Origin of the sequence: Agromyces bracchium (genome assembly GCF_009709675.1) — a bacterium.
GTDB classification, from domain to species: Bacteria; Actinomycetota; Actinomycetes; order Actinomycetales; family Microbacteriaceae; genus Agromyces; species Agromyces bracchium.
The window spans coordinates 361,202-383,585 of the sequence record NZ_WMLB01000023.1 but is presented as its reverse complement, the minus strand read 5'-3'; the positions used below and the strand labels follow the sequence as shown (position 1 = coordinate 383,585).

Annotated in this window: 21 protein-coding genes; 11 read left to right on the top strand and 10 right to left on the bottom strand. The window is 70.8% G+C overall.

Features of this window, described 5'->3' with window-relative positions; all coding sequences use genetic code 11:
• Window positions 1–118 precede the first annotated feature (118 nt).
• The 8 genes from GJ743_RS11260 to sdhC all read right to left on the bottom strand — a co-directional run bounded on the left by GJ743_RS11260 (window position 119) and on the right by sdhC (window position 7,820).
• Window positions 119–859 (bottom strand): HAD family hydrolase, encoded by a 741-nt coding sequence (locus GJ743_RS11260; RefSeq protein WP_328289081.1) that lies wholly within the window; start codon window positions 857–859, stop codon window positions 119–121.
• Between the two features lie 59 nt (window positions 860–918).
• Entirely contained in the window at window positions 919–1,929 is a 1,011-nt protein-coding gene (gene trpS / locus GJ743_RS11255) for a tryptophan--tRNA ligase (protein ID WP_155051990.1), read from the bottom strand.
• A 23-nt stretch (window positions 1,930–1,952) separates the two neighbouring features.
• Window positions 1,953–2,789, bottom strand: a complete 837-nt coding sequence (locus GJ743_RS11250; protein ID WP_155051989.1) for an exodeoxyribonuclease III — start codon at window positions 2,787–2,789, stop codon at window positions 1,953–1,955.
• A gap of 10 nt (window positions 2,790–2,799) precedes the next feature.
• A complete protein-coding gene (locus GJ743_RS11245; protein WP_155051988.1) occupies window positions 2,800–4,191 on the bottom strand; it encodes a YihY/virulence factor BrkB family protein in 1,392 nt (463 codons plus the stop codon).
• A gap of 158 nt (window positions 4,192–4,349) precedes the next feature.
• Window positions 4,350–5,108 (bottom strand): succinate dehydrogenase iron-sulfur subunit, encoded by a 759-nt coding sequence (locus tag GJ743_RS11240; RefSeq protein WP_328289080.1) that lies wholly within the window; start codon window positions 5,106–5,108, stop codon window positions 4,350–4,352.
• 1 nt (window position 5,109) lies between these two features.
• Window positions 5,110–6,933 (bottom strand): succinate dehydrogenase flavoprotein subunit, encoded by a 1,824-nt coding sequence (gene sdhA, locus GJ743_RS11235; RefSeq protein ID WP_328289079.1) that lies wholly within the window; start codon window positions 6,931–6,933, stop codon window positions 5,110–5,112.
• A 7-nt stretch (window positions 6,934–6,940) separates the two neighbouring features.
• Window positions 6,941–7,387 (bottom strand): succinate dehydrogenase, encoded by a 447-nt coding sequence (locus GJ743_RS11230; RefSeq protein ID WP_155051987.1) that lies wholly within the window; start codon window positions 7,385–7,387, stop codon window positions 6,941–6,943.
• Window positions 7,388–7,397: 10 nt separating this feature from the next.
• Window positions 7,398–7,820 carry a succinate dehydrogenase, cytochrome b556 subunit gene (sdhC, locus tag GJ743_RS11225; protein ID WP_155051986.1) on the bottom strand — a complete coding sequence of 141 codons (423 nt, stop codon included), beginning with the start codon at window positions 7,818–7,820 and terminating at the stop codon, window positions 7,398–7,400.
• A gap of 162 nt (window positions 7,821–7,982) precedes the next feature.
• Between sdhC and GJ743_RS11220 the strand changes: the two genes are divergently transcribed.
• From GJ743_RS11220 to GJ743_RS11170, 11 genes are all read left to right on the top strand, one after another.
• Window positions 7,983–9,101, top strand: a complete 1,119-nt coding sequence (locus GJ743_RS11220) for a mannose-1-phosphate guanylyltransferase (RefSeq protein ID WP_155051985.1) — start codon at window positions 7,983–7,985, stop codon at window positions 9,099–9,101.
• A gap of 22 nt (window positions 9,102–9,123) precedes the next feature.
• Window positions 9,124–10,182, top strand: a complete 1,059-nt coding sequence (locus GJ743_RS11215; protein WP_155051984.1) for a BMP family lipoprotein — start codon at window positions 9,124–9,126, stop codon at window positions 10,180–10,182.
• Window positions 10,183–10,353: 171 nt separating this feature from the next.
• The gene (locus tag GJ743_RS11210; protein ID WP_328289078.1) at window positions 10,354–11,451 is read left to right on the top strand and encodes a BMP family lipoprotein; all 1,098 of its coding nucleotides are present in this window, start codon (window positions 10,354–10,356) and stop codon (window positions 11,449–11,451) included.
• A gap of 165 nt (window positions 11,452–11,616) precedes the next feature.
• Window positions 11,617–13,158: an ABC transporter ATP-binding protein gene (locus tag GJ743_RS11205; protein ID WP_155051982.1), complete on the top strand. Its 1,542-nt coding sequence runs from the start codon at window positions 11,617–11,619 to the stop codon at window positions 13,156–13,158.
• The gene (locus tag GJ743_RS11200; RefSeq protein WP_155051981.1) at window positions 13,155–14,462 is read left to right on the top strand and encodes an ABC transporter permease; all 1,308 of its coding nucleotides are present in this window, start codon (window positions 13,155–13,157) and stop codon (window positions 14,460–14,462) included. Before GJ743_RS11205 ends, GJ743_RS11200 begins: the two co-directional genes overlap by 4 nt.
• A complete protein-coding gene (locus GJ743_RS11195) occupies window positions 14,459–15,772 on the top strand; it encodes an ABC transporter permease (protein WP_376861887.1) in 1,314 nt (437 codons plus the stop codon). Before GJ743_RS11200 ends, GJ743_RS11195 begins: the two co-directional genes overlap by 4 nt.
• A gap of 15 nt (window positions 15,773–15,787) precedes the next feature.
• On the top strand, window positions 15,788–16,207 hold the full coding sequence (locus GJ743_RS11190) for a cytidine deaminase (protein ID WP_155051980.1): 420 nt from the start codon (window positions 15,788–15,790) through the stop codon (window positions 16,205–16,207).
• Window positions 16,204–17,505, top strand: a complete 1,302-nt coding sequence (locus GJ743_RS11185; protein ID WP_155051979.1) for a thymidine phosphorylase — start codon at window positions 16,204–16,206, stop codon at window positions 17,503–17,505. Before GJ743_RS11190 ends, GJ743_RS11185 begins: the two co-directional genes overlap by 4 nt.
• A 91-nt stretch (window positions 17,506–17,596) precedes the next feature.
• Window positions 17,597–18,718: an adenosine deaminase gene (locus GJ743_RS11180; protein WP_328289077.1), complete on the top strand. Its 1,122-nt coding sequence runs from the start codon at window positions 17,597–17,599 to the stop codon at window positions 18,716–18,718.
• Between the two features lie 116 nt (window positions 18,719–18,834).
• Window positions 18,835–19,320, top strand: coding sequence for a PTS sugar transporter subunit IIA (locus GJ743_RS11175; RefSeq protein WP_155051977.1), 486 nt, complete (start codon window positions 18,835–18,837; stop codon window positions 19,318–19,320).
• Window positions 19,317–19,601 (top strand): PTS sugar transporter subunit IIB, encoded by a 285-nt coding sequence (locus GJ743_RS11170; protein ID WP_155051976.1) that lies wholly within the window; start codon window positions 19,317–19,319, stop codon window positions 19,599–19,601. Before GJ743_RS11175 ends, GJ743_RS11170 begins: the two co-directional genes overlap by 4 nt.
• Before the next feature lie 78 nt (window positions 19,602–19,679).
• Here the strand turns inward: GJ743_RS11170 and GJ743_RS11165 are convergent, their stop codons facing one another.
• A complete protein-coding gene (locus tag GJ743_RS11165; protein ID WP_155051975.1) occupies window positions 19,680–21,398 on the bottom strand; it encodes a phospho-sugar mutase in 1,719 nt (572 codons plus the stop codon).
• Between the two features lie 91 nt (window positions 21,399–21,489).
• The gene (locus GJ743_RS11160) at window positions 21,490–22,317 is read right to left on the bottom strand and encodes a purine-nucleoside phosphorylase (RefSeq protein ID WP_155051974.1); all 828 of its coding nucleotides are present in this window, start codon (window positions 22,315–22,317) and stop codon (window positions 21,490–21,492) included.
• Window positions 22,318–22,384: the final 67 nt, after the last annotated feature.

The window sequence follows — 22,384 nt, the reverse complement described above, 5'->3', positions numbered from 1 at the left end:
GTGGTCGAGTCGCACGCGGCGGAGCCGTCACCCCGGTGGTCGAGTAGCACGCGGCGGAGCCGCGAGCGTATCGAGACCCTCGCACCATGGTCTCGATACGCTCCGGCTGCCGCCGGTGCTACTCGACCCGCAACCGGTCGGCGAGGAGGGGCGCGAGCTCGGCGAGCGTGCGGATCTCGAGCACGCCCGCCGCCGCGGCATCCGTCGCCTCGGGCTCGCCGGGGCGCTCGCCCGAGCGGTTCAACCACACGCCGATGAGCCCCGCCTCGGCCGCGCCGATGGCGTCGGTGCGCAGCCGATCGCCGATGAACGCGGCACCCGAGACGGCGCCGTCCTCGGCGAAGCGCTCGAGCGCGACCTCGAAGATGCGCCGATCGGGTTTCGTGACGCCTTCGGCGCCGGATGCCACGAGGTGCTCGATCCGGCCCGGATGACCGACCTCGAGGCCGAGCCGCACGAGCTTGGCGCGCTGGAAGTCGGGTTCGCCGTTCGTGATGATGCCGAACCGCACGCCGGGCAGTGTCCGCTCGATCTCCTCGAACGCGGGCATGGCATCGTCGTGGAGCGCCCACGACTCGCGGTACCGCTCGAAGTACGTCGCGAACCACGCGCCCGCCGATTCGTCGTCGAGCGGGTCGCCGTGCGCGAGTGCGAACTCGGCCGCACGCGCCCGCCGCTGCCCCTCGAAGCTCAGCTCGCCCGCGAGGTACGCGTGGTAGTGCCGTTCCTCGAGCTCGTGCCAGAGCGCCCGCGCTGCCGCCTCGTCGGCCGCGTACCCGCGCTCGCGCAGGTGCAGCACGATGCCCGCGGCGACCGCCTCGCGGTGCGCCATGAGCGTGTCGTCGAGGTCGAACAGCACGACCGGCCGCGCGCGATCGAGAGGCCGCGCTCCCGCGGAGTCGTCGCGCCCCACCGCCGTCACGCCCTGCGGAGGAACCCGACCCGGTCGTACACCGTCGAGAGCGTGCGCTCTGCGCGCTCCGACGCCTTCTCGGCGCCGATCGCGAGCAGCCGGTCGAGCTCGGCCGGGTCCTCCATGAGCTCGAGCGTGCGTTCGCGGATCGGCGCGACGCGCTCGACGACCACGTCGGCGAGGTCCTTCTTGAGGTCGCCGTACCCCTTGCCGTCGTACTCCGCCTCGAGGTCGGGGATCGAGCGGCCCGTGACCGTCGCGTAGATGTCGAGCAGGTTCGCGATGCCCGGCTTGGCCTTCGGGTCGTAGCGGATCTCGCGCTCGGTGTCGGTCACGGCGCTGCGGATGCGTTTGGCGATCACCTTCGGGTCGTCCATGAGGTTGATCAGGCCGTTCGGGCTCGCGGCCGACTTCGACATCTTCGAGGTGGGCTCCTGCAGGTCGTAGATGCGGGCCGACTCCTTCGGGATCATCGCCTCGGGCACGACGAACGTGTCGCCGTAGCGCGAGTTGAAGCGCCCGGCGAGGTCGCGCGTGAGCTCGAGGTGCTGGCGCTGGTCGTCGCCGACGGGCACGAGGTGCGTGCCGTAGAGCAGGATGTCGGCGGCCATGAGCACCGGGTAGGTGAAGAGGCCGACCGTCGTCGACTCGGCGCCGTAGCGCGCGGACTTGTCCTTGAACTGGGTCATGCGGCTCGCCTCGCCGAAGCCCGTCAGGGTGCCGAGCACCCAGGCGAGCTCGGCGTGCGCGGGCACGTGCGACTGCACGAACAGGGTCGAGCGCGCCGGGTCGACGCCCGCCGCGAGGTACTGCGCGGCCGTGCGGCGCGTCGCCTCGCGCAGCGTCGCCGGCTCCTGCGTCACGGTGATCGCGTGCAGGTCGACGACGCAGTAGATCGGGTCGTGGTCCTCCTGCAGGGCGACCCAGTTCACCAGGGCGCCGAGGTAGTTGCCGAGGTGGAGCGAGTCGCCCGACGGCTGCATGCCGGAGAATACGACGGGGCGTGCGGTGTTCATCGTGGTTCAGGGGTCCTTCGGTCTCAGATGGCGTAGTCGACGACGACGGGAGCGTGGTCGGACCATCGCTCGTCGTAGGCGTCGGCCCGGTCGACGGCGTACGAGACCATCGCGTCGGCGAGCGCCGGGGTCGCGAGCTGGTAGTCGATGCGCCATCCGCTGTCGTTGTCGAACGCCTTGCCGCGCCACGACCACCACGTGTACGGGCCGGGCACCTCGCCCGCTGCACGTCGTCCGAGGTCGACCCAGCCGAAGCCGGCGCCCGCGTTGTAGCCCTCGGCGCCCTCGGCGCCCATGAAGCGGTCGAAGTACTCGCGCTCCTCGGGGAGGAACCCGGCGCGCTTGACGTTGCCCTTCCAGTTCTTGATGTCGAGCGTGCGGTGCCCGACGTTCAGGTCGCCCACGACCACGGCCAGCTCGTGCGACGCGAGCTGCGACATCCGCTCGCTCATCGCGTCGAGGAAGCGGTACTTGTCGACCTGCTTCGGCGTCTCGGCCTCGCCCGACGGCACGTAGCAGCTGACCACGGTCACGATGCGGTCGTTCACCTCGTAGTCGGCCTCGAGCCAGCGACCGGCGGTGTCGTGGTCCTCCGCCCCGAGCTCGACGCGGTGGATGTGCGCACCCGCGCGGCTCGCGATCGCGACGCCGGCGCGACCCTTGGCGGTCGCGGGATCGTGCAGGATGCTCCACTCATCGCCGAGGAGCGCCGCGAGGTCGTCGGTCGACGCCCGCACCTCCTGCATGGCGAGGATGTCGACGTCGCGTGCGGCGAGCCAGTCGCCCATGCCGCGTCGGAACGCCGCCCTGACCCCGTTCACGTTGGCGCTGACGATCCGGAGCGGGGAGGCGGAGGGCATGCCTACGATCCTAGGCGCTGCCACCCCCACGGCCGTTCCCGCTCAGCCACGGGTGCGGCTTCGTCGGCGGGGGCGGCGGGGCGGATGCCTCGAGCTCGTCGAGATCCCGTCGGGTCTTCGCCAGCCGGCGGCTCGCAGGTACCCGTTCGTACCACCGCGCCGCAGCGGCGGCCACCCGAGCCTCGCGGACGCGGATCGTCGCGGCGGTCCGGAGCGCCTCGTACTCGCGTTGGCGCCGCTCGGCCTCGAGCTGCGCCGCGGTGACGCGTCGCAGCGACTCGTTCCGGTCGGCCGCCTCGACGGCGATCCACGCCGCCGCGACGAGGATGATGATGCTCGCGATGCGGAACCAGAGCAGGAGCGCCACGATCACCGTGAACGTCGCGAGCAGGGGGTTGCTGCCGGCCCACGAGAGCACCCATCCGCCGAGCATCTGCAGCACGCTGAGCGCGGCGGAGCCGAGCAGCGAGCCGGTCCACATGCGGCGCCACGGCATCTCCGCGCCCGAGAGGAAGCGGAACATCACGGCGAGCGCGAGGGTGTCGATGATGAACACGACGATGATCGCCCCGAACTGCAGCCCCACCCGCACCACCGGCGACTCCGTGGTGAGGTCGATGCCCAGCAGGCCGAACATCCAGTCGAGGAACCCCGTCGCCACGATGGAGAGGACCGCGGCGACGAGGATGGCGACGCCGAACATGAACGCGGCGGCGAAGTCGCGCGCCTTCAGGTACAGGTACGCCCGGTCGTCCTTCGGCAGGAGGAAGATGCTGCGCACGGCCATGCGCGCGTAGGTCACCCAGCCGATGGCCGTCCAGATCAGGCCGCCGAGCGCGACGGCGCCCGTCCAGCCGAAGAGGCTGGTGCTGGCGGTCGCCGCAGCCTGCAGGTCCTCCGTGCTGATGACGCCGTCGGGCCCGACGAGGCCCGGGGCGTAGGTGTTGATGAGCAGCAGCAGCGCGTTCAGCGTCTCGGTGTCGCCCAGCAGCCAGATGCCCGCGACGGCGAAGACGATGTAGACCGCCGCGAACACGGCGAACAGCGACTGGTAGCTCATGCCCGCGGTGAGCAGGAAGCCGTTGCGCGCGAGGAAGTGCCGCCACACGCGTACGGGGAAGAGCGCCATCGTGCGCTGCGTGAGCCGCTCCATCCGCGTGATCGGCTCGTCGAGCCGTTCGCGCAACGGCGCGCTCGCGGCCTCGAACCGCTCGCGCACGCGCGCGGTCGTGGTCGGAACGGGCTCGCCCGGCGTCGCGAGCACCGGTCCGTCGCTCGCCCGCGCCGGCGCGGCGCTCGAGGGAGTGCCGTTCGCCGGGGCACCGTTCCCCGGCGCGCCGTTCGCGGGCGCACCGTCGGCGCGCGCCACCGCCCTGCCGCGCCCCCGATCGCGATCGCTCACACGCTCACCCTAGCGAGCGGATGGCGCGTCGCCGCCCTTCGCGTCGGCGACCGCGTCGGGGTCCCGCCCGGACCAGGTCGCCGAGCGCCACTCGACCGGAAACGGCGGAGGGGCCGGTGCGTCGCGCACCGGCCCCTCCGCGTCGCGGACGCCCTCGGTCAGGGCGTGCCGCGCAGGATCGCCTGCTTGACCTCGGCGATCGCCTTGGTCACCTCGATGCCGCGGGGGCACGCGTCGGTGCAGTTGAAGGTCGTGCGGCAGCGCCACACGCCCTCCTTGTCGTTCAGGATGTCGAGGCGGACCTTCGCCTCCTCGTCGCGCGAGTCGAAGATGAAGCGGTGCGCGTTCACGATCGCGGCCGGGCCGAAGTACTGGCCGTCGGTCCAGAACACGGGGCATGACGAGGTGCACGCCGCGCAGAGGATGCACTTCGTGGTGTCGTCGAAGCGCGCACGCTCGGCGACCGACTGCACGCGTTCCTTGCCCGCGCTCGGAGCGGAGCTCGCCTGGAGGAACGGCTGCACCTCGCGGTAGCTCGCGAAGAACGGCTCCATGTCGACGACGAGGTCCTTCTCGAGGGGAAGGCCCTTGATCGCCTCGACGTAGATCGGCTTCGTGATGTCGAGGTCCTTGATGAGCGTCTTGCACGCCAGGCGGTTGCGGCCGTTGATGCGCATGGCGTCGGAGCCGCAGATGCCGTGCGCGCACGAACGGCGGAAGGTCAGCGAGCCGTCCTGCTCCCACTTGATCTTGTGCAGCGCGTCGAGCACGCGGTCGGTCGCGTACATCTCGACGTCGAAGTCCTGCCAGCGCGGCTCGGCGTCGACCTCGGGGTCGAAGCGGCGGATCAGGAAGGTGACGGTGAACGACGTCGTCGCGGCATCCGTCGACGTCGTCTGGAGCGTGGCGGTCGTCACGTCAGTACTTCCTCTCCATCGGCTGGTATCGGGTGATCGTCACCGGCTTCCAGTCGAGCCGGATGTGATCGGAGGCGACCGACGAGTGGGCGTCGCCCGACAGGTAGGCCATCGTGTGCTGCATGAACTTCTCGTCGTCGCGGTTCGGGAAGTCGTCGCGCATGTGGCCGCCGCGGCTCTCCTCGCGGTTGCGGGCGGAGGCCACGACGACCTCGGCGAGGTCGAGGAGGAAGCCGAGCTCGACGGCTTCGAGCAGGTCGGTGTTGAACCGCTTCCCCTTGTCTTGCACGGCGATGTTCCGGTAGCGGTCGCGGAGGCCCGCGATCACCTCGGCGACGTGGTCGAGGGACTCGCTCGTGCGGAACACCTGCGCGCCCTTGTCCATCTCGTCCTGGAGCTCCTTGCGGATCGCGGCGATCCGCTCGGTGCCGTTCGAGTCGCGGAGCACCTCGAGCATGCCCCGCACGCCGGCTGCCGGGTCATCCGGAAGCGGGGTGAAGTCGACGCCCGAGTTGACGTACTCGACCGCGTTGCGGCCGGCGCGCTTGCCGAAGACGTTGATATCGAGCAGCGAGTTCGTGCCGAGGCGGTTCGAGCCGTGCACCGAGACGCAGGCGCACTCGCCCGCGGCGTAGAGGCCGGGCACGACCGTCGTGTTGTCGCTCAGCACCTCGGCGTTCACGTTCGTGGGGATGCCGCCCATCGCGTAGTGCGCGGTCGGCATGACGGGCACGGGCTCGTACACCGGGTCGACGCCGAGGTACGTGCGCGCGAACTCCGTGATGTCGGGGAGCTTGGTCTCGAGGACCTCGGCGCCGAGGTGCGTGCAGTCGAGCAGCACGTAGTCCTTGTCGGGGCCGGCGCCGCGCCCCTCCGCGACCTCCTGGACCATGCAGCGCGCGACGATGTCGCGGGGCGCCAGGTCCTTGATGGTCGGCGCGTAGCGCTCCATGAACCGCTCGCCCGAGGCGTTGCGGAGGATGGCGCCCTCACCGCGCGCGCCCTCGGTGAGGAGGATGCCGAGGCCCGCGAGGCCGGTCGGGTGGAACTGGAAGAACTCCATGTCCTCCAGCGGCAGGCCCTTGCGCCAGATGATGCCGACGCCGTCGCCGGTCAGCGTGTGCGCATTCGAGGTCGTCTTGTAGATCTTGCCGAAGCCGCCGGTCGCGAAGATGACGGCCTTCGCCTGGAAGACGTGGAGCTCGCCCGTGGCGAGCTCGTAGGCGACGACGCCCGAGGGCTTCTGGCTGGTCGTCCCATCGCCGGCATCGACCTCGGTCATGACGAGGTCGAGCGCGTAGTACTCGTTGTAGAACTCGATGCCGAGCTTGACGCAGTTCTGGAACAGCGTCTGCAGGATCATGTGGCCGGTGCGGTCGGCCGCGTAGCACGCGCGACGGACGGGCGCCTTGCCGTGGTCGCGCGTGTGTCCGCCGAACCGGCGCTGGTCGATCTTGCCGTCGGGCGTCCGGTTGAAGGGCAGGCCCATGTTCTCGAGGTCGATGACCGCGTCGATGGCCTCCTTCGCGAGGATCTCGGCGGCGTCCTGGTCGACCAGGTAGTCGCCGCCCTTGATCGTGTCGAAGGTGTGCCACTCCCAGCTGTCCTCCTCGACGTTCGCGAGCGCCGCGGCCATGCCGCCCTGCGCCGCGCCCGTGTGGGACCGAGTGGGGTAGAGCTTCGAGATGACGGCCGTCTTCGCGCCGGGGCCGGCCTCGATCGCCGCCCGCATGCCCGCGCCGCCGGCGCCGACGATGACGATGTCGTACTGGTGGTAGTGGACGCCGTCGACGACCGTCGTCTCGACGTGGTTCTCGCTGGTCACGTGTCTCCTATGCGGCGGGGCAGAACGAGGGGAGCAGCTCGGCGGGCGAGCCTGCGGGGCACGGGTCGAAGGTGAAGACCACGAGCGTGCCGAGCACGAGCAGCACGATCGTGGAGAGGAGCAGCGCGCCCTTCAGGATCCGCTGCACGGTGCCGGGGTTCGTGTAGTCGCTGACGATGGTCCGCATGCCGTTCGCGCCGTGGATGAGCGCGAGCCAGAGCATCAGCACGTCCCACCACTGCCAGAACGGGTCGGCCCACTTGCCGCCGACGAAGCCGAAGTCGATGGCCTTCACGCCCTCGCCGACCATGAGGTTGACGAAGAGGTGGCCGAAGACGAGCACGACGAGCACGACGCCCGACGCGCGCATGTAGATCCAGCCCCACTTCTCGAGGTTGACGCCGCGCCTCGGCGCGCGGCGAGCGGGGGTGCGCGGGGATTCGATGACGGTCATCTCGGCGCTCCTAGTGGCTGAAGACGTTCATGAGGTGCCGAGGCACGAACCCGAGCATCGTGATCACCCAGAGCGCGATCACGATGTAGAAGAGGACCTTCTGGTTGCGGGTCGCCCACGACCAGAAGTCGACGAGGATGACGCGCAGGCCGTTGAACGCGTGGAACACGATCGCGCCGACGAGTGCCACCTCGCCGAGGCCCATGATCGGCGTCTGGTACGTGCCGATGACGGCGTTGTACGCCTCGGGGCTCACGCGCACGAGTGCCGTGTCGAGGATGTGCACGAGGAGGAAGAAGAAGATCGCCACCCCGGTGATGCGGTGCAGCACCCACGACCACATGCCCTCGCGGCCGCGATAGAGCGTGCCGCCCGGCTTCTGCTTCGCCGGCGTCTCGGGTGCGATCGGGGTCCGTGTCGTCGTTGCTGACATGGACGTCCCTCCTGGTGGCGGTGTGCGTCGCCCGACTGCGGGCATGACGGGACCGATGGCCCGGGTCCGAGTCTAGTGCGCTCGCGGACGTGCTCCGGTTCGCCGCCGTGGCGAGGGAAGCGCCGACGGTTGTCCGGGGTGGCCCGCGGCTATCCTGATCGGATGCGACAGGCTCCACTCGACCGCTTCTACAGCGTCATCCCCGCCGGCGGCGTGGGGTCACGGCTCTGGCCGCTCTCGCGCGCCGACGCGCCGAAGTTCCTGCACGACCTCACGGGGTCGGGGCAGACCCTGCTGCGCGACACGTGGGACCGGCTGGTTCCGCTGTCGGGCGAGCAGCGCATCATGATCGTCACGGGCCGAGCCCACCGCGCAGCGGTCGAGGCGCAGCTGCCCGAGCTCTCCGACGAGAACATCGTGCTCGAGAGCGAGCCCCGCGACTCCACCGCGGCGATCGGCCTCGCCGCCGCGATCCTCGAACGACGCGAGCCGGGCGTGATCATCGGCTCGTTCGCGGCCGACCACGTCATCTCCGGATCCGCGCTCTTCCGCGACGCGGTGACGGCGGCGGTCGCCGCCGCCGATGCGGGCTACATCGCGACCATCGGCATCACCCCGACCGAACCCGCCGTCGGGTTCGGGTACATCGAGTGCGGCGATCCGCTCGAAATCCCCGGGACGAGCGAGGTCACGGCGGTGTCGAGCTTCGTCGAGAAGCCCGACCTCGAGACCGCGCGCACGTACCTCGAGGGCGGACGCCACCTCTGGAACGCGGGCATGTTCATCGCACGAGCCGACCGCCTGCTCGAGGAGCTCGCGCGCACCGAGCCCGAGCTCCACGCGGGCCTCGTCGAGCTGGCCGAGGCGTGGGACGACCCGGAGACGCGGGGCCCGGCGGTCGACCGCATCTGGCCGACGCTCGCCAAGATCGCGATCGACTACTCGGTGGCCGAGCCGGCCGCCGCCCGCGGTCGCCTCGCGGTCGTGCGCGCCCACTTCCAGTGGGACGACGTCGGCGACTTCGCCTCGCTCGCCAAGCTCAACACCGCCGGGCGCTCCGGGGAGCTCGCGATCCTCGGGGAGCACGCCCGGGTCCTCTCCGACGCGTCGAGCGGCATCGTCGTCAGCCGCGCCGACCGGGTCATCAGCCTGATCGGCGTGAAGGATATCGTCGTCGTGGACACGCCCGACGCACTGCTCGTGACGACGAGCGAGCACGCGCAGCGGGTCAAGGCCGTCGTGGACGCACTGCGTCTCGGCGGATCGAGCGACGTGCTGTAGGCACGGGAAGGTGGTCGGGCGGATGTCGCTGCGACGGGTCGTCACGTTCGGGACCGCGCTGGTCGCGGCATCCGCTCTGCTCGCCGGCTGCGCCCCGGCGCCCGAGGGCGGCGGCGGCGATGACGCCGCGGGGTGCGTGCGCATGGTCACGAACTCCGGCGGCCTCGAGGACCGCTCCTTCAACCAGTCGAGCTGGGAGGGGCTGCAGCAGGCCGAGGACGAGCTCGGCGTGGAGGCCGAGGCGCTCGTGTCCACGAGCGAGACGGACCTGGCGCCGAACGTCCGCCAGGCGGTCGACTCCGGGTGCGCGCTCGTGGTCACCGTCGGCTGGGAGCTCGCCGAGGCGACGCTCGCCGAGTCCGAAGCCAACCCCGACGTGTCGTTCGCGATCGTGGACGAGAGCGTCGACGCGGAGAACGTCAAGCCGGTCGTCTTCGACACCGCGCAGGCGTCCTACCTCGCCGGCTACCTCGCGGCGGGCGTCTCGAAGACGGGCGTCGTCGCGACGTTCGGGGGCGGGAACCAGCCTCCGGTGACCCTGTTCATGGACGGCTTCGTCGACGGGGTCGACCGGTACAACGAGGTCCACGGGACGCAGGTTCGAGCGCTCGGCTGGAACAAGCAGGAACAGGACGGCTCGTTCACGGGCGACTTCGAGGACATCAACAAGGGAAAGGTGCTCGCCGAGGGCTTCATCGACCAGCGCGCCGACGTGATCCTCCCGGTCGCGGGCCAGGTCGGCGAGGGCGCGGCCGCTGCGGCGATCGAGCACGGCTCGACCTCGGTCATCTGGGTGGACAGCGACGGGTACGAGACGCTGCCGGCGGAGTTCCGGCCCGTCGTCCTCACGAGCGTGCTGAAGAACACGCAGCAGGCGATGGTCGAGATCGTCGGAGCCGTCCAGGACGGCACGTTCTCGAACGAGCCCTACGTCGGCACGCTGGAGAACGGCGGCGTCGAGATCGCTCCGTACCACGACCTGGAGTCGCTCGTCGATCCCGGCCTGCAGGGCGAGATCGAGGGGCTGCGCCAGGCGATCATCGCGGGGGAGCTGGTCGTGGAGTCGCCGTCCGCACCATGAACGTCCCATGCTCGCGGGAGCCTCGTGGTTGCTCATATGAGCAGAATGTCGCGGGTTCATAACCTTTGCCCGATCCGGGTCGCAGGGCCGATGGCGCCGGTCGAAACATTGGGTAACGTGACCTCACGGTCCCCGCGATCGTTCGGGGTGCACTGTCTTTTGGAGGACACTGTGACGTTCACGTTCAAGAAGGCCGCGGTCGGCGGCCTCGCGACCATCGGCGCGGTCGCGCTCCTCGCAGGCTGCGCGTCGGCTCCCGAGGAGACCGACGCCGGCGGCGGCGAGACGCTCGACTTCCTTCCCTGCATGGTCTCCGACGCCGGTGGCTTCGACGACAAGTCGTTCAACCAGCTCGGCCGCGAGGGCCTCGAGGCCGCCTCCGAGGAACTCGGCGTCGAGCCGACCCTCGTCGAGTCCGCCGCCGAGACCGACTACGCGTCCAACCTGCAGAGCCTCGTCGACCAGGGCTGCAACACCATCGTGACGGTCGGCTTCCTGCTCGCTCCCGCGGCGCTCGAGTCGGCGACCGCCAACCCCGACCTCGAGTACGTCTCGATCGACGACACCGTCGACCAGGACTTCGACGGCACCACCGACGCCGAGAACATCAAGCCGATCATCTTCGACACCGCCCAGGCCGCGTTCCTCGCGGGCTACCTCTCGGCCGGCATGTCCGAGACCGGCGCGGTCGGCACGTACGGCGGCATCAACATCCCGACCGTGTCGATCTTCATGGACGGCTTCGCGCAGGGCGTCGAGTACTACAACGAGGAGAACGGCGCCGACGTCCAGGTGCTCGGCTGGGACCGCGAGGCACAGGACGGCTCCTTCACCGGTGGCTTCGAGGCGAACGACACCGCTCGCCAGGTCGCCCAGGGCCTCATCGACCAGAACATCGACGTGCTGCTGCCCGTCGGCGGCCCGATCTACCAGTCGGGTGCTGCGGCGATCCGCGACTCCGGCCGTGAGATCATGCTGCTCGGTGTCGACGCGGACGTGTACGAGACCGACCCGTCGGTCGGCGACCTCCTCCTCACCTCGATCCGCAAGGGCATCGACGTCGGTGTCGAGGACGCGATCATCGCGGCCGGCAACGGCGAGTTCGACCCGGCGCCGTTCATCGGCACGCTCGAGAACGAGGGCGTCGGCCTCGCGCCGTTCCACGACTTCGAGGACGCGGTTCCGGCCGACCTGTCGTCGAAGCTCGAGGAGCTGCAGCAGATGATCATCGACGGCGACATCACCGTCGAGTCCTACCTGGCCGGCTGAGCCGAGCCGTTCGCGGAGGGAGGCCGGTGCCGCACCGGCCTCCCTTCCGGCTTTTCCGGGCGCTGCTGAGCACGTCCGCCAACATCTGAGCAGTTCGGGACGCTCATCGGCGCACTTCGGCGCACGACCGCTGCGAAACCCGGCGCGATCATTAGGATCGGTGGCATGAAACTCGAACTCCGAGGAATCACGAAGAAGTTCGGTTCCCTGGTGGCGAACGACCACATCGACCTCACTGTCGAGGCGGGGGAGATCCACTGCCTCCTCGGCGAGAACGGGGCGGGCAAGTCGACGCTGATGAACGTGCTGTACGGGCTGTACCGGGCCGATGAGGGCGAGATCCTCCTCGACGACCAGCTCCAGCACTTCGAGGGCCCCGGCGACGCGATGCGGGCCGGCATCGGCATGGTGCACCAGCACTTCATGCTGATCCCGGTGTTCACCGTCGCCGAGAACGTGATGCTGGGCCACGAGCAGACCCGGACGGCCGGGCTGCTCGACCTCGCGGCGGCACGGGCGAAGGTGCGCGAGATCAGCGACCGGTTCGGGTTCGACGTGGATCCCGATGCGCTGGTCGACGACCTCCCCGTTGGGGTGCAGCAGCGCGTGGAGATCATCAAGGCGCTCTCACGCGATGCGCGGGTGCTGGTCTTCGACGAGCCGACCGCGGTGCTGACGCCGCAGGAGACCGACGAGCTGATGGCGATCATGCGGCAGCTGAAGGAGACCGGCGCGTCGATCGTGTTCATCACGCACAAGCTCCGCGAGGTCCGCGAGGTCGCCGACCGGATCACCGTGGTGCGCCTCGGCAAGGTCGTCGGCGAGGCAGAGCCGACCGCGACGAACGCGGAGCTCGCCTCGTTGATGGTGGGCCGTGCGGTGGAGCTGACGGTGCAGAAGGAGGAGCCGGACCTGGGCGAGGAGGCCCTGCAGGTCGAGCACCTCACGGTGGTCGACCCGGTCGGGCAGCTCGTGGTCAACGACGTGAGCTTCTCGGTGCGTCGTGGCGAGGTGCTCGCCGTCGCGGGCGTCCAGGGCAACGGGCAGACCGAGCTCACCGAGGCCCTCGTGGGGCTCCAGTCCCGCGTGCAGGGCACCGTCCGGCTCGACGGGCAGGACCTGACGCGCAACTCGGTGCGCCGGATCCTCGACGCGGGCGTGGGCTTCGTCCCCGAGGACCGCACCGAGGACGGCCTGGTGGGCGAGTTCTCCGTCGCCGAGAACCTGATGCTCGACCGCGCCGACGGCGAGCCGTTCGTGAAGGCCGGCAACGTGCAGCGCGGCTTCCTCGCCGAGTTCGCGAAGGAGAAGGTGGCGGAGTTCGACGTCCGCACGCCCGGCATCGACACGAAGGCGGGGCGTCTCTCTGGCGGCAACCAGCAGAAGGTGGTCCTGGCCCGTGAGCTCAGCCGCGACCTGAACCTGCTGGTCGCCGCGCAGCCGACGCGTGGCGTCGACGTGGGCTCGATCGAGTTCATCCACAAGCGCATCATCGAGACCCGTGATGCGGGCGTGCCCGTCGTCGTGGTCTCGACCGAGCTCGACGAGGTCACCGCCCTCGCCGACCGGATCATGGTCATGTACCGGGGCAAGGTCGTGGGTATCGTGCCCGGCGACACGCCTCGAGAAGTCCTCGGCCTGATGATGGCCGGTGAGCGTCCGGCGGCGTCCGGTGACGCCCCCACTCCCGAAGGAGCCGCCGCATGAGCGACCGCAACGATCCCGACGTCGCGCTCGAGACCGGCGCGCAGGTGCCGCCCGACGAGCCGGTGATCGAGAAGGAGCCCGAGCCGGAGGAACCCTCGCGCTGGCAGCAGGCGCTGCGCGAGATCGCGACCGGCAACGCGATCATCTCGGTGCTGGCGGTCCTGCTGGCCCTCGCCGTCGGTGCGATCATGATCGCCTTCACCGACGAGCGGGTGCAGGCGGCGTCCGGCTACTTCTTCGCCCGCCCGGGCGACACGTTCGTCGCGATCTGGGACTCGGTCGCCGGCGCGTACTCGGCGCTGTTCCAGGGCGCGGTGTACAACTTCCGCCGGCCCGACTTCGTGTCCGGCATCCGGCCGTTGACCGAGACGCTGAACTTCGCGACGCCCCTGATCGCCGCGGGCCTCGGCGTGGGCCTCGCGTTCCGGGTCGGCATGTTCAACATCGGTGGTCGCGGACAGATGCTGCTCGCGGCATCCGCCGCCGGCTGGGTGGCCTTCTCGTTCGACCTGCCGTTCCCGGTGCACATGATCGTCGCGACGATCGCGGGCATCGTCGCGGGCGCGCTGTGGGCGGGGATCGCGGGCCTGCTGAAGGCTCGCACCGGCGCGCACGAGGTCATCGTGACGATCATGCTGAACTACGTCGCCCTCTACCTGGTGTCGTGGATGCTGCGCACCCAGGGACTGCTGCAGGCGCCGGGCACGAACAACCCGAAGACCCCGCCGATGAAGGACACGGCGATCTTCTTCGACCTGCTCGGACCGCAGTTCAACCTGCACTTCGGGTTCATCCTCTCGATCGCGTGCGTGGTCCTGGTGTGGTGGATCCTCGACCGTTCGAGCCTGGGCTTCCAGTTCCGCGCCGTGGGCCTGAACCCGAAGGCCGCCAGGGTCGCCGGCATCAACGTCAACCGCATGTACGTGTACGGCATGCTGATCTCCGGCGCCCTGGTGGGCCTGGCCGGGGTCGACCAGGTGCTCGGCACCGTCACGACCGGGTTCTCCTCCGGCATCGACGCCGGCATCGGGTTCGACGCGATCACGGTCGCGCTGCTCGGCGGGTCGAACCCGTGGGGCATCCTCGCGGCCGGCATCCTGTTCGGCGCGTTCAAGGCCGGCGGCTTCTCGATGCAGGCCGCCGAGGGCGTGCCCATCGACATCGTCCTCGTCGTCCAGTCCCTGATCGTGCTCTTCATCGCGGCCCCGCCGCTGGTGCGCGCGATCTTCCGGTTGCCGCAACCGGGGTCGAAGCCGAAGAAGCGAAACCGAACCGCACGCACGGAGGAGGTGGCGGCGAAGTGACCGCTCCCAGCCAGCACCACGCCACCGCGACTCCCACGGAGCAGGCGCTCGACAGCACCACCGTGCTCAGTTGGAAGGCGCCGATCTCGTTCGCGGTGATCACCGCCCTGCTCGCGGTGCTCTTCCTCACGACCCGGCACTCCGGCGACGCGACGTTCCGGCTCTCGGCCGGCAACGACCTCATCCAGATCCCCGAGGTCACCCTCAACGGGCCGGTCACGACCTGGACCTGCATCGCTCTGCTCACCGCGATCACGGTCGCCGCGGCGGCGCTCGTGCGCGCCAAGCGGCGCGTGCCGCTCTGGGTGGTCGTGATCTTCGCCGTGATCGGACTGATCGCGTTCCTCACCTGGGCCGCCGCGGGCGCCCGCACCCCGGTGATCCCGCTGCCGGGCCTGCTCGCCGGCGCGCTCAGCCTGTCCGTGCCGCTGATCTTCGGCGCCCTGTGCGGTGTCATCTCGGAGCGGGTCGGCGTGATCAACATCGCCATCGAGGGCCAGCTCCTGGCCGGCGCGTTCACCTCCGCCGTGGTCGCGTCCGTGATCGGGCAGCAGTGGCTCGGCCCGATCGTGGGCCTGTTCGCCGCCGCCATCTCGGGCGTGCTCGTCGCGTTCGTGCTCGCCGCGTTCTCGATCAAGTACTTCGTCGACCAGGTCATCGTCGGCGTCGTGCTGAACGTGCTCGTGATCGGACTGACCAGCTTCCTGTTCTCCCAGGTCCTCGCCCCGAACGCGGCCCTGCTGAACTCGCCGCCGCGGCTGCAGCGCATCCCGATCCCGATCCTGTCCGAGATCCCGCTGATCGGGCCGATGTTCTTCCGCCAGACCCTCATCGTGTACGCGATGTACGTCATCATCGCGGCCGTCTACATCGGGCTGTTCCACACCCGGTGGGGGCTCCGCCTCCGCTCGGTCGGCGAGCACCCCACCGCGGCCGACACCGTGGGCATCAACGTCGCGCGCACCCGGTTCTGGAACGTCTCCCTCGCCGGCGCGATCGCCGGCTTCGGCGGCGCGTTCTTCACCCTCGGCGCGGTCGGCGCGTTCAACAAGGAGATGACCGCGGGCGCGGGCTTCATCGCCCTCGCCGCCGTGATCTTCGGCCAGTGGGACCCGATCCGGGCGACCCTCGCAGCCCTGCTGTTCGGCTTCGCCTCGAACCTGCAGAACACGCTCTCCGTGATCGGATCCCCGGTCCCGAGCGAGTTCATGCTCATGCTGCCCTACGTCGTCACGATCCTCGCCGTCGCCGGATTCGTCGGCAAGGTCCGCGGGCCCGCCGCAGCCGGCAAGCCCTACATCAAAGCCTGATCGAGGAGCCACCTCATGACCGACCACCAGTCGATCGACTGGGGCCACCTTCGCGAGATCGCCCGCGAGGCGATGGCGAAGGCGTACGTCCCGTACTCCCAGTTCCCCGTGGGCGCCGCGGCGATCGCCGACGACGGCCGCGTCGTGAGCGGATGCAACGTCGAGAACGCCTCGTACGGCGTGACCCTATGCGCCGAGTGCTCGCTCGTCTCCGCCCTCGTCATGTCGGGCGGCGGCAAGCTCGTCGCATTCACCTGCGTGGACGGTCACGGCAACGTCCTCATGCCATGCGGACGCTGCCGCCAGCTGCTGTACGAGCACTCGGCGGAGGGCATGGTCCTCGAGACCGTCTCGGGCCTGAAGAACATCGACGAGGTGCTGCCCGATGCGTTCGGTCCGCGTCAGCTCGCCGAGTACCGGGGGGAGACCGCATGAGCGCCGTCGAGGCCTTCGACGCCGTCGACCTGATCCGCACCAAGCGCGATCGAGGCGAGCTGACCACCGACCAGATCGGCTGGCTGGTCGACGCGTACACCCGCGGGTACGTGGCCGACGAGCAGATGTCGGCGATGACCATGGCGATCTTCCTGAACGGGATGACGCGTCGCGAGATCCGCGACATGACCATGGCGATGATCGCATCCGGCGAGCGGATGGACTTCTCGGCGCTCGGCAAGCCCACGACCGACAAGCACTCGACGGGCGGGGTCGGCGACAAGATCACGCTCCCGCTGATGCCGCTCGTCGCATCGTTCGGTGTCGCCGTGCCCCAGCTCTCCGGTCGCGGCCTGGGCCACACCGGCGGCACGCTCGACAAGCTCGAGTCGATCCCCGGCTGGCGCGCCGAGCTGTCCAACGAGGAGATGTTCGCGCAGCTGCGCGACGTGGGCGGCGTGATCTGCGCGGCGGGGGCGGGACTCGCTCCGGCCGACAAGAAGCTCTATGCGCTGCGCGACATCACCGGGACGGTGGAGGCGATCCCGCTCATCGCGTCGTCCATCATGTCGAAGAAGATCGCCGAGGGGACGGGCGCACTCGTCCTCGACGTCAAGTTCGGCTCGGGTGCGTTCCTCCAGGACATCGAGCGCTCGCGCGAGCTGGCCCGCACGATGGTCGAGCTCGGCGAGGACGCGGGCGTCGCGACCTCGGCGTTGCTGACCAACATGAACGTCCCGCTCGGGCTCACGATCGGCAACGCGAACGAGGTCCGCGAATCCGTCGAGGTGCTCGCCGGCGGCGGCCCCGCCGACATCCGCGAACTCACCGTCGCCCTCGCCCGCGAGATGCTCGAGCTCGCCGGCGTCGCCGACGCCGACGTCGAGGCCGCCCTCGATGACGGTCGGGCCATGGACACGTGGCGCGCGTCGATCCGTGCGCAGGGCGGCGACCCCGACGCCCCGCTTCCGGTCGCGAAGGAGCAGCACGTCGTCATCGCCGACCGCGACGGCGTGCTCGTCCGCCAGGAGGCGCTGCCGTTCGGCATCGGCGCATGGCGACTCGGCGCCGGCCGCGCCCGCAAGGAGGACCCGGTGCAGCACGCGGCGGGCATCGACCTGCACGCGAAGCCGGGAGACGTCGTGCGCGCCGGACAGCCGCTGTTCACCCTGCACGCCGATGAGCCCGCCCGATTCGCCCGTGCGCTCGAGGCCGTCGAGGGCGCCTGGGAGATCGGCGACGCCGGTTCGGCCGTCCAGGACGGCGGTCCGCTCATCGCGGAGCGCATCGGACGCTAGCCGGGTCGCCGCGCACGTCCGTTGCGTCGCACGCCGTCGTACGCAGGGATTTCCCTGCCTCGGCGAGGGGCCGCGCCGCTATCGTGGTGGGGTGGACACGCACGCGACCGAATACCGGATCGAGGGGGACGGCACCGACATCCGGTCGCTGCCGAAGATCTCGCTGCACGATCACCTCGACGGCGGCCTGCGGCCGCAGACCGTCATCGAGCTCGCCGACGAGATCGGGTTCGAGCTCCCCGCGACCGCGGCCGACGAGCTCGGCCGATGGTTCGCCGACCAGTCCGACTCGGGTTCGCTCGTGGAGTACCTCAAGACGTTCGACGTGACCACCGCGGTCATGCAGACCCGCGACGGGCTCGCACGCGTCGCGCGCGAATTCGTCAACGACCTCGCCGAGGACGGCGTGATCTACGGTGAGATCCGCTGGGCTCCCGAGCAGCACCTGGGTCGCGGGCTCTCGCTCGATGAGGCCGTCGAGGCCGTGCAGGCGGGCCTCGACGAGGGCGTCGACGACGTGCGGCGGCAGGGCGCGCGCATCCGGGTCGGCCAGCTCATCACCGCGATGCGGCACGCCGACCGCGGACTCGAGATCGCCGAACTCGCGGTGCGCCACCGCGACCGCGGCGTCGTGGGCTTCGACATCGCGGGCGCCGAGGCCGGTTTCCCGCCGAGCCGCCACCGCACCGCGTTCGACTTCCTCGCGACCAGCTTCATGCCCGTGACCGTGCACGCGGGCGAGGCCGACGGGCTCGACTCGATCCGGAGCGCGCTGCTCGACGGCCGGGCACTCCGCCTCGGCCACGGCGTGCGACTCGCCGAGGACCTCACGATCGAGCGCCAGGACGACGAGAACACCTACGTCTCGCTCGGTCCGGTCGCCCAGTGGGTGCGCGACCGCGAGATCGCCCTCGAGACGAGCCCGTCCTCGAACCTGCAGACGGGCGCCATCGCGGCGTGGGGCGATGAGCTGGTCGACCACCCCTTCGACCTGCTCTACCAGCTCGGGTTCCGAGTCACCGTCAACACCGACAACCGGCTGCAGTCGGGCACGTCGCTCACGCGCGAGCTCGCATTGCTCTCCGACGCGTTCGGCTACGACCTCGACGACTTCGAGGTGTTCCAGCTCAACGCCGCCGCGGCGGCCTTCCTCCCGCTCGACGACCGAGAAGACCTCGTCGAGCAGATCCAGGACGGCTTCGACGAAGCCTGATCCCGGGCCGGCCCGGAACCGCGCCCTCGCCGCACGCGAGACCGATCGAGCCCGCCGACCTCCCTGCGGTTCGCACCGAACCCGCTCCACCAGATCCACCCGCCGAACGGACATCGATGACCCTCCCACCGCTCCCCGACGACGCGATCGTGCTGCGCGCCGAGGTCGCCGACTGGCGAGACGCCGTCCGCGCCGCCGGGCACGCGCTCGCCCGGTCCGGAGCGACGATGCCGGGGTACGCCGACCGGATGATCGACGTACTGGAGGAGTTCGGCGCGTACATCGTGATCGCTCCCGGGCTCGCGCTCGCGCACGCGCGTCCCGGTCCCGACGTGCGCCGGAGCGGCCTGTCGGTCGTGACCCTCGCGGAGCCGGTCGCGTTCGGCCATCCGCACAACGATCCCGTCCGGGTCGTCCTGGGCCTCGCGGTCTCGAGCGCCGAGGAGCACGTCGCCAGCGTCGCCGACCTGGCGAACGTGTTCAACGAACGCGACGCCACCGACCGGATCGCCGACGCCGCGACCCCCGCCGAGGTGCGACGCGTCCTGCGGGTCGCGGGCGAGGGGCGCCCGGCGACGGATGCCGCGGGGGCGCCGTCATGAGGATCGTCGCGGTCTGCGGCGTCGGCGTCGGCACCTCGGCCATCCTGAAGGGCAATGCCGAGCGAGCGCTCGACCGGCTCGGCCTCACGGCCGACGTGACGGCGAGCGACCTCGCGGGCGTCCGCGAGGCGGCGGCCGACGCCCAGGTGGTGCTCACCTCGACGGAGCTCGCCGACCGCGTCCGCGAGGCGCTCGGCCGGACCTGGGCGGAGATCATCGAGGTGGAGAACTACTTCGACGTCGAGGAGATCGGGCGCAAGCTCGACGCATCGCTCGGCTGACGCGCGCACGCCGACGAGTGGCGCGAGCGCCGCGCGCGGCGAGCCGGTCGCGCGACGCGAACCCGGCTGGCGCCCGAATCAGGCGACGAGCGCGCGCATCCCCGCCTCGAGCCGGCCCACCGCGTCGGATGCGGCGGCGCGGCGCTCCGCGAGCGTGCCCTCGCTCGCGGCCGCGTCGATGTAGACCTTGAGCTTCGGCTCGGTTCCGCTCGGGCGCACCATCACGCGCGCATCGCCCTCGAGGACGAGGCGGAGCACGTCGGACGGCGGATACCCGTCGACACCGGCCGCGAGGTCGTCGATGCGCTCGACGCGGATGCCCCCGACCTCGACCGGCGGCTCGGCGCGCAGTCGCGCCATGACCTCGGCGATGCGGGAGAGGTCGGTCACGCGGATCGAGACCTGCGTCGAGTCGAAGCACCCGAACCGCATGGCGAAGTCGTCGAGGTGATCGGCGATCGTGCGACCCTCGGCCGCGAGCCGTGCCGCGAGGGAGAGGAAGGCGATCGCCGCCGAGATGCCGTCCTTGTCGCGGACCGTCTCGGGATTCACGAGGTACCCGAGGGCCTCCTCGAAGCCGAACCTGAGCTCGGGCGCCCGCGAGATCCACTTGAATCCCGTGAGCGTCGCGCGGAAGTCGAGGCCGTGGGCTCGCGCCACGGCCTCGAGGCCGGGGGAGGAGACGATCGAGCACGCGAGCGTGCCGCGTGCGCTCGCGGCATCCGTCGCCCCCGCCTCGCCGCCCGCCGCCGCGACCTGCTCGGCGACCTGCCAGCCGAGGAGGAGCCCGACCTCGTTGCCGGTCAGGCGCCGGTACCCCTCGGGATCGGAGGCGTCGGGGATGGCGACCGCCAGCCGGTCGGCGTCGGGGTCGTTCGCGATGACGAGGTCGGCGCGCGCGGCGCGCGCCGCCGCGAACGACAGGTCCATCGCTCCCGGCTCCTCGGGGTTCGGGAACGAGACGGTCGGGAACCGTCCGTCGGGCTCGATCTGCTCCGCGACGAGCGAGGGCGCGTCGAAGCCCGCCGCCTCGATCACGCGGCGCATCGTCTCCCATCCGACGCCGTGCATGGCCGTGTAGACGACACGCGGCTGTGCGGCGGGGGCGGATGCCACGGCCGCCGTCGCGGCCACGTACGCGTCGACGACGGACTCGTCCGCCGTCTCGAACGCACCGCGCGGGAGCTCGGGCACGGTCGTCGACGCGGCGATCCGGTCGATCTGCGCGGCGATCTCGGCGTCGGCCGGAGCGACGATCTGCGAGCCCTGGTCGGCTCCGCCGAGGTACACCTTCATGCCGTTGTCGTTCGGCGGGTTGTGCGACGCGGTGATCATCACGCCGGCGCTCGTGTCGAGGTGCCGGACGGCGAACGCCAGCACGGGCGTCGGCATCAGGCGGGGGAGGAGGATGGCGCGCACGCCCGCACCCGCCATGACCTCGGCGACGTCGCGCGCGAACGCCTCGGAGTTGCGGCGGCCGTCGTAGCCGACGACGACGCTCGGGGCCGCGGCATCCGTCGCCCGTTCGATCAGGTGGGCGGCGAGGCCCGCGGCGCCCTGCGACACGAGCACGCGGTTCATCCGGTTCGGGCCCGCGGCGATCTCACCGCGCAGGCCGGCGGTGCCGAAGGCGAGCCGGGCGTCGAAGCGGTCGGCCAGGTCGGCGGATGCCGCGGCATCCCCCTCGCGCACGCGCGCGACGATCGCGGCGAGCTCCTCGCGCGTCTCGGGGTCGGGATCCTGTGCGATCCACGCCTCGGCGCGGGCGATGCGGTCGGCGTCGGTGAGCTCTGGCATCCGTTGCCTTCTCTCTCGATTGCGGCGGGCGGCGGCCCGGCGCAGGACGTTCCGGTGTTCGATTCCACGACCTCGCGGGTCGCGCCGCCGGCTAGATCGCCGCGACGACCTTCGCGAGCAGGTCGGAGATCCTGGCCTCGGCGTTGCGGCCGGCCTCGATGACCTCCTCGTGGCTGAGCGGCGTGGTCTGGATGCCCGCCGCGAGGTTCGTGATGAGCGACATGCCGAGGATCTCCATGCCGGCCTGACGTGCCGCGATCGCCTCGAGCGCGGTCGACATGCCGACGATGTGCCCGCCGATGGCCTTCGCCATCTGCACCTCGGCCGGCGTCTCGTAGTGCGGACCGCGGAACTGCACGTAGACGCCCTCGTCGAGCGACGGGTCGATGCCCTTCGCGACGGCGCGCAACCGCGCGGAGTACAGGTCGGTGAGGTCGACGAAGGTCGCGCCCTCGAGCGGCGAGTCGGCCGTGAGGTTGATGTGGTCGCTGATCAGCACGGGGCTGCCCGGCGTCCAGTGCTCCCTGATGCCGCCGGCGCCGTTGGTGAGGATCATGGTCTTCGCGCCCGTCGCCGCCGCGGTGCGTACCGAGTGGACGACCCGGCGCACGCCGTGGCCCTCGTAGTAGTGCGTGCGTGCGCCGATCACCAGCGCGCGCCGGCCGTCGGGCAGCGCGACGGAGCGAAGGGTGCCGACGTGGCCCTCGAGCGCGGGCTTCGAGAAGCCCGGCACCTCGTTCGCGGGGATCGTGTGCGTCGTCTCGCCGATCTTCTCGGCGGCGGCGCCCCAGCCCGAGCCGAGCGTGAGCGCCAGGTCATGGTGCTCGACGCCCGTGAGCTCCGCGATGCGGGCGGCCGCCTCGCGTGCGACGTCGAACGGATCGGCGGCGGGGTCGTCGAGCGGATTCTGCTGCTGCATCCCCTCATCGTACGCAAGGGCCGGATGCCGCGGCACGGCATGCGCGCGCACGTGCTCGTCTGCGCGC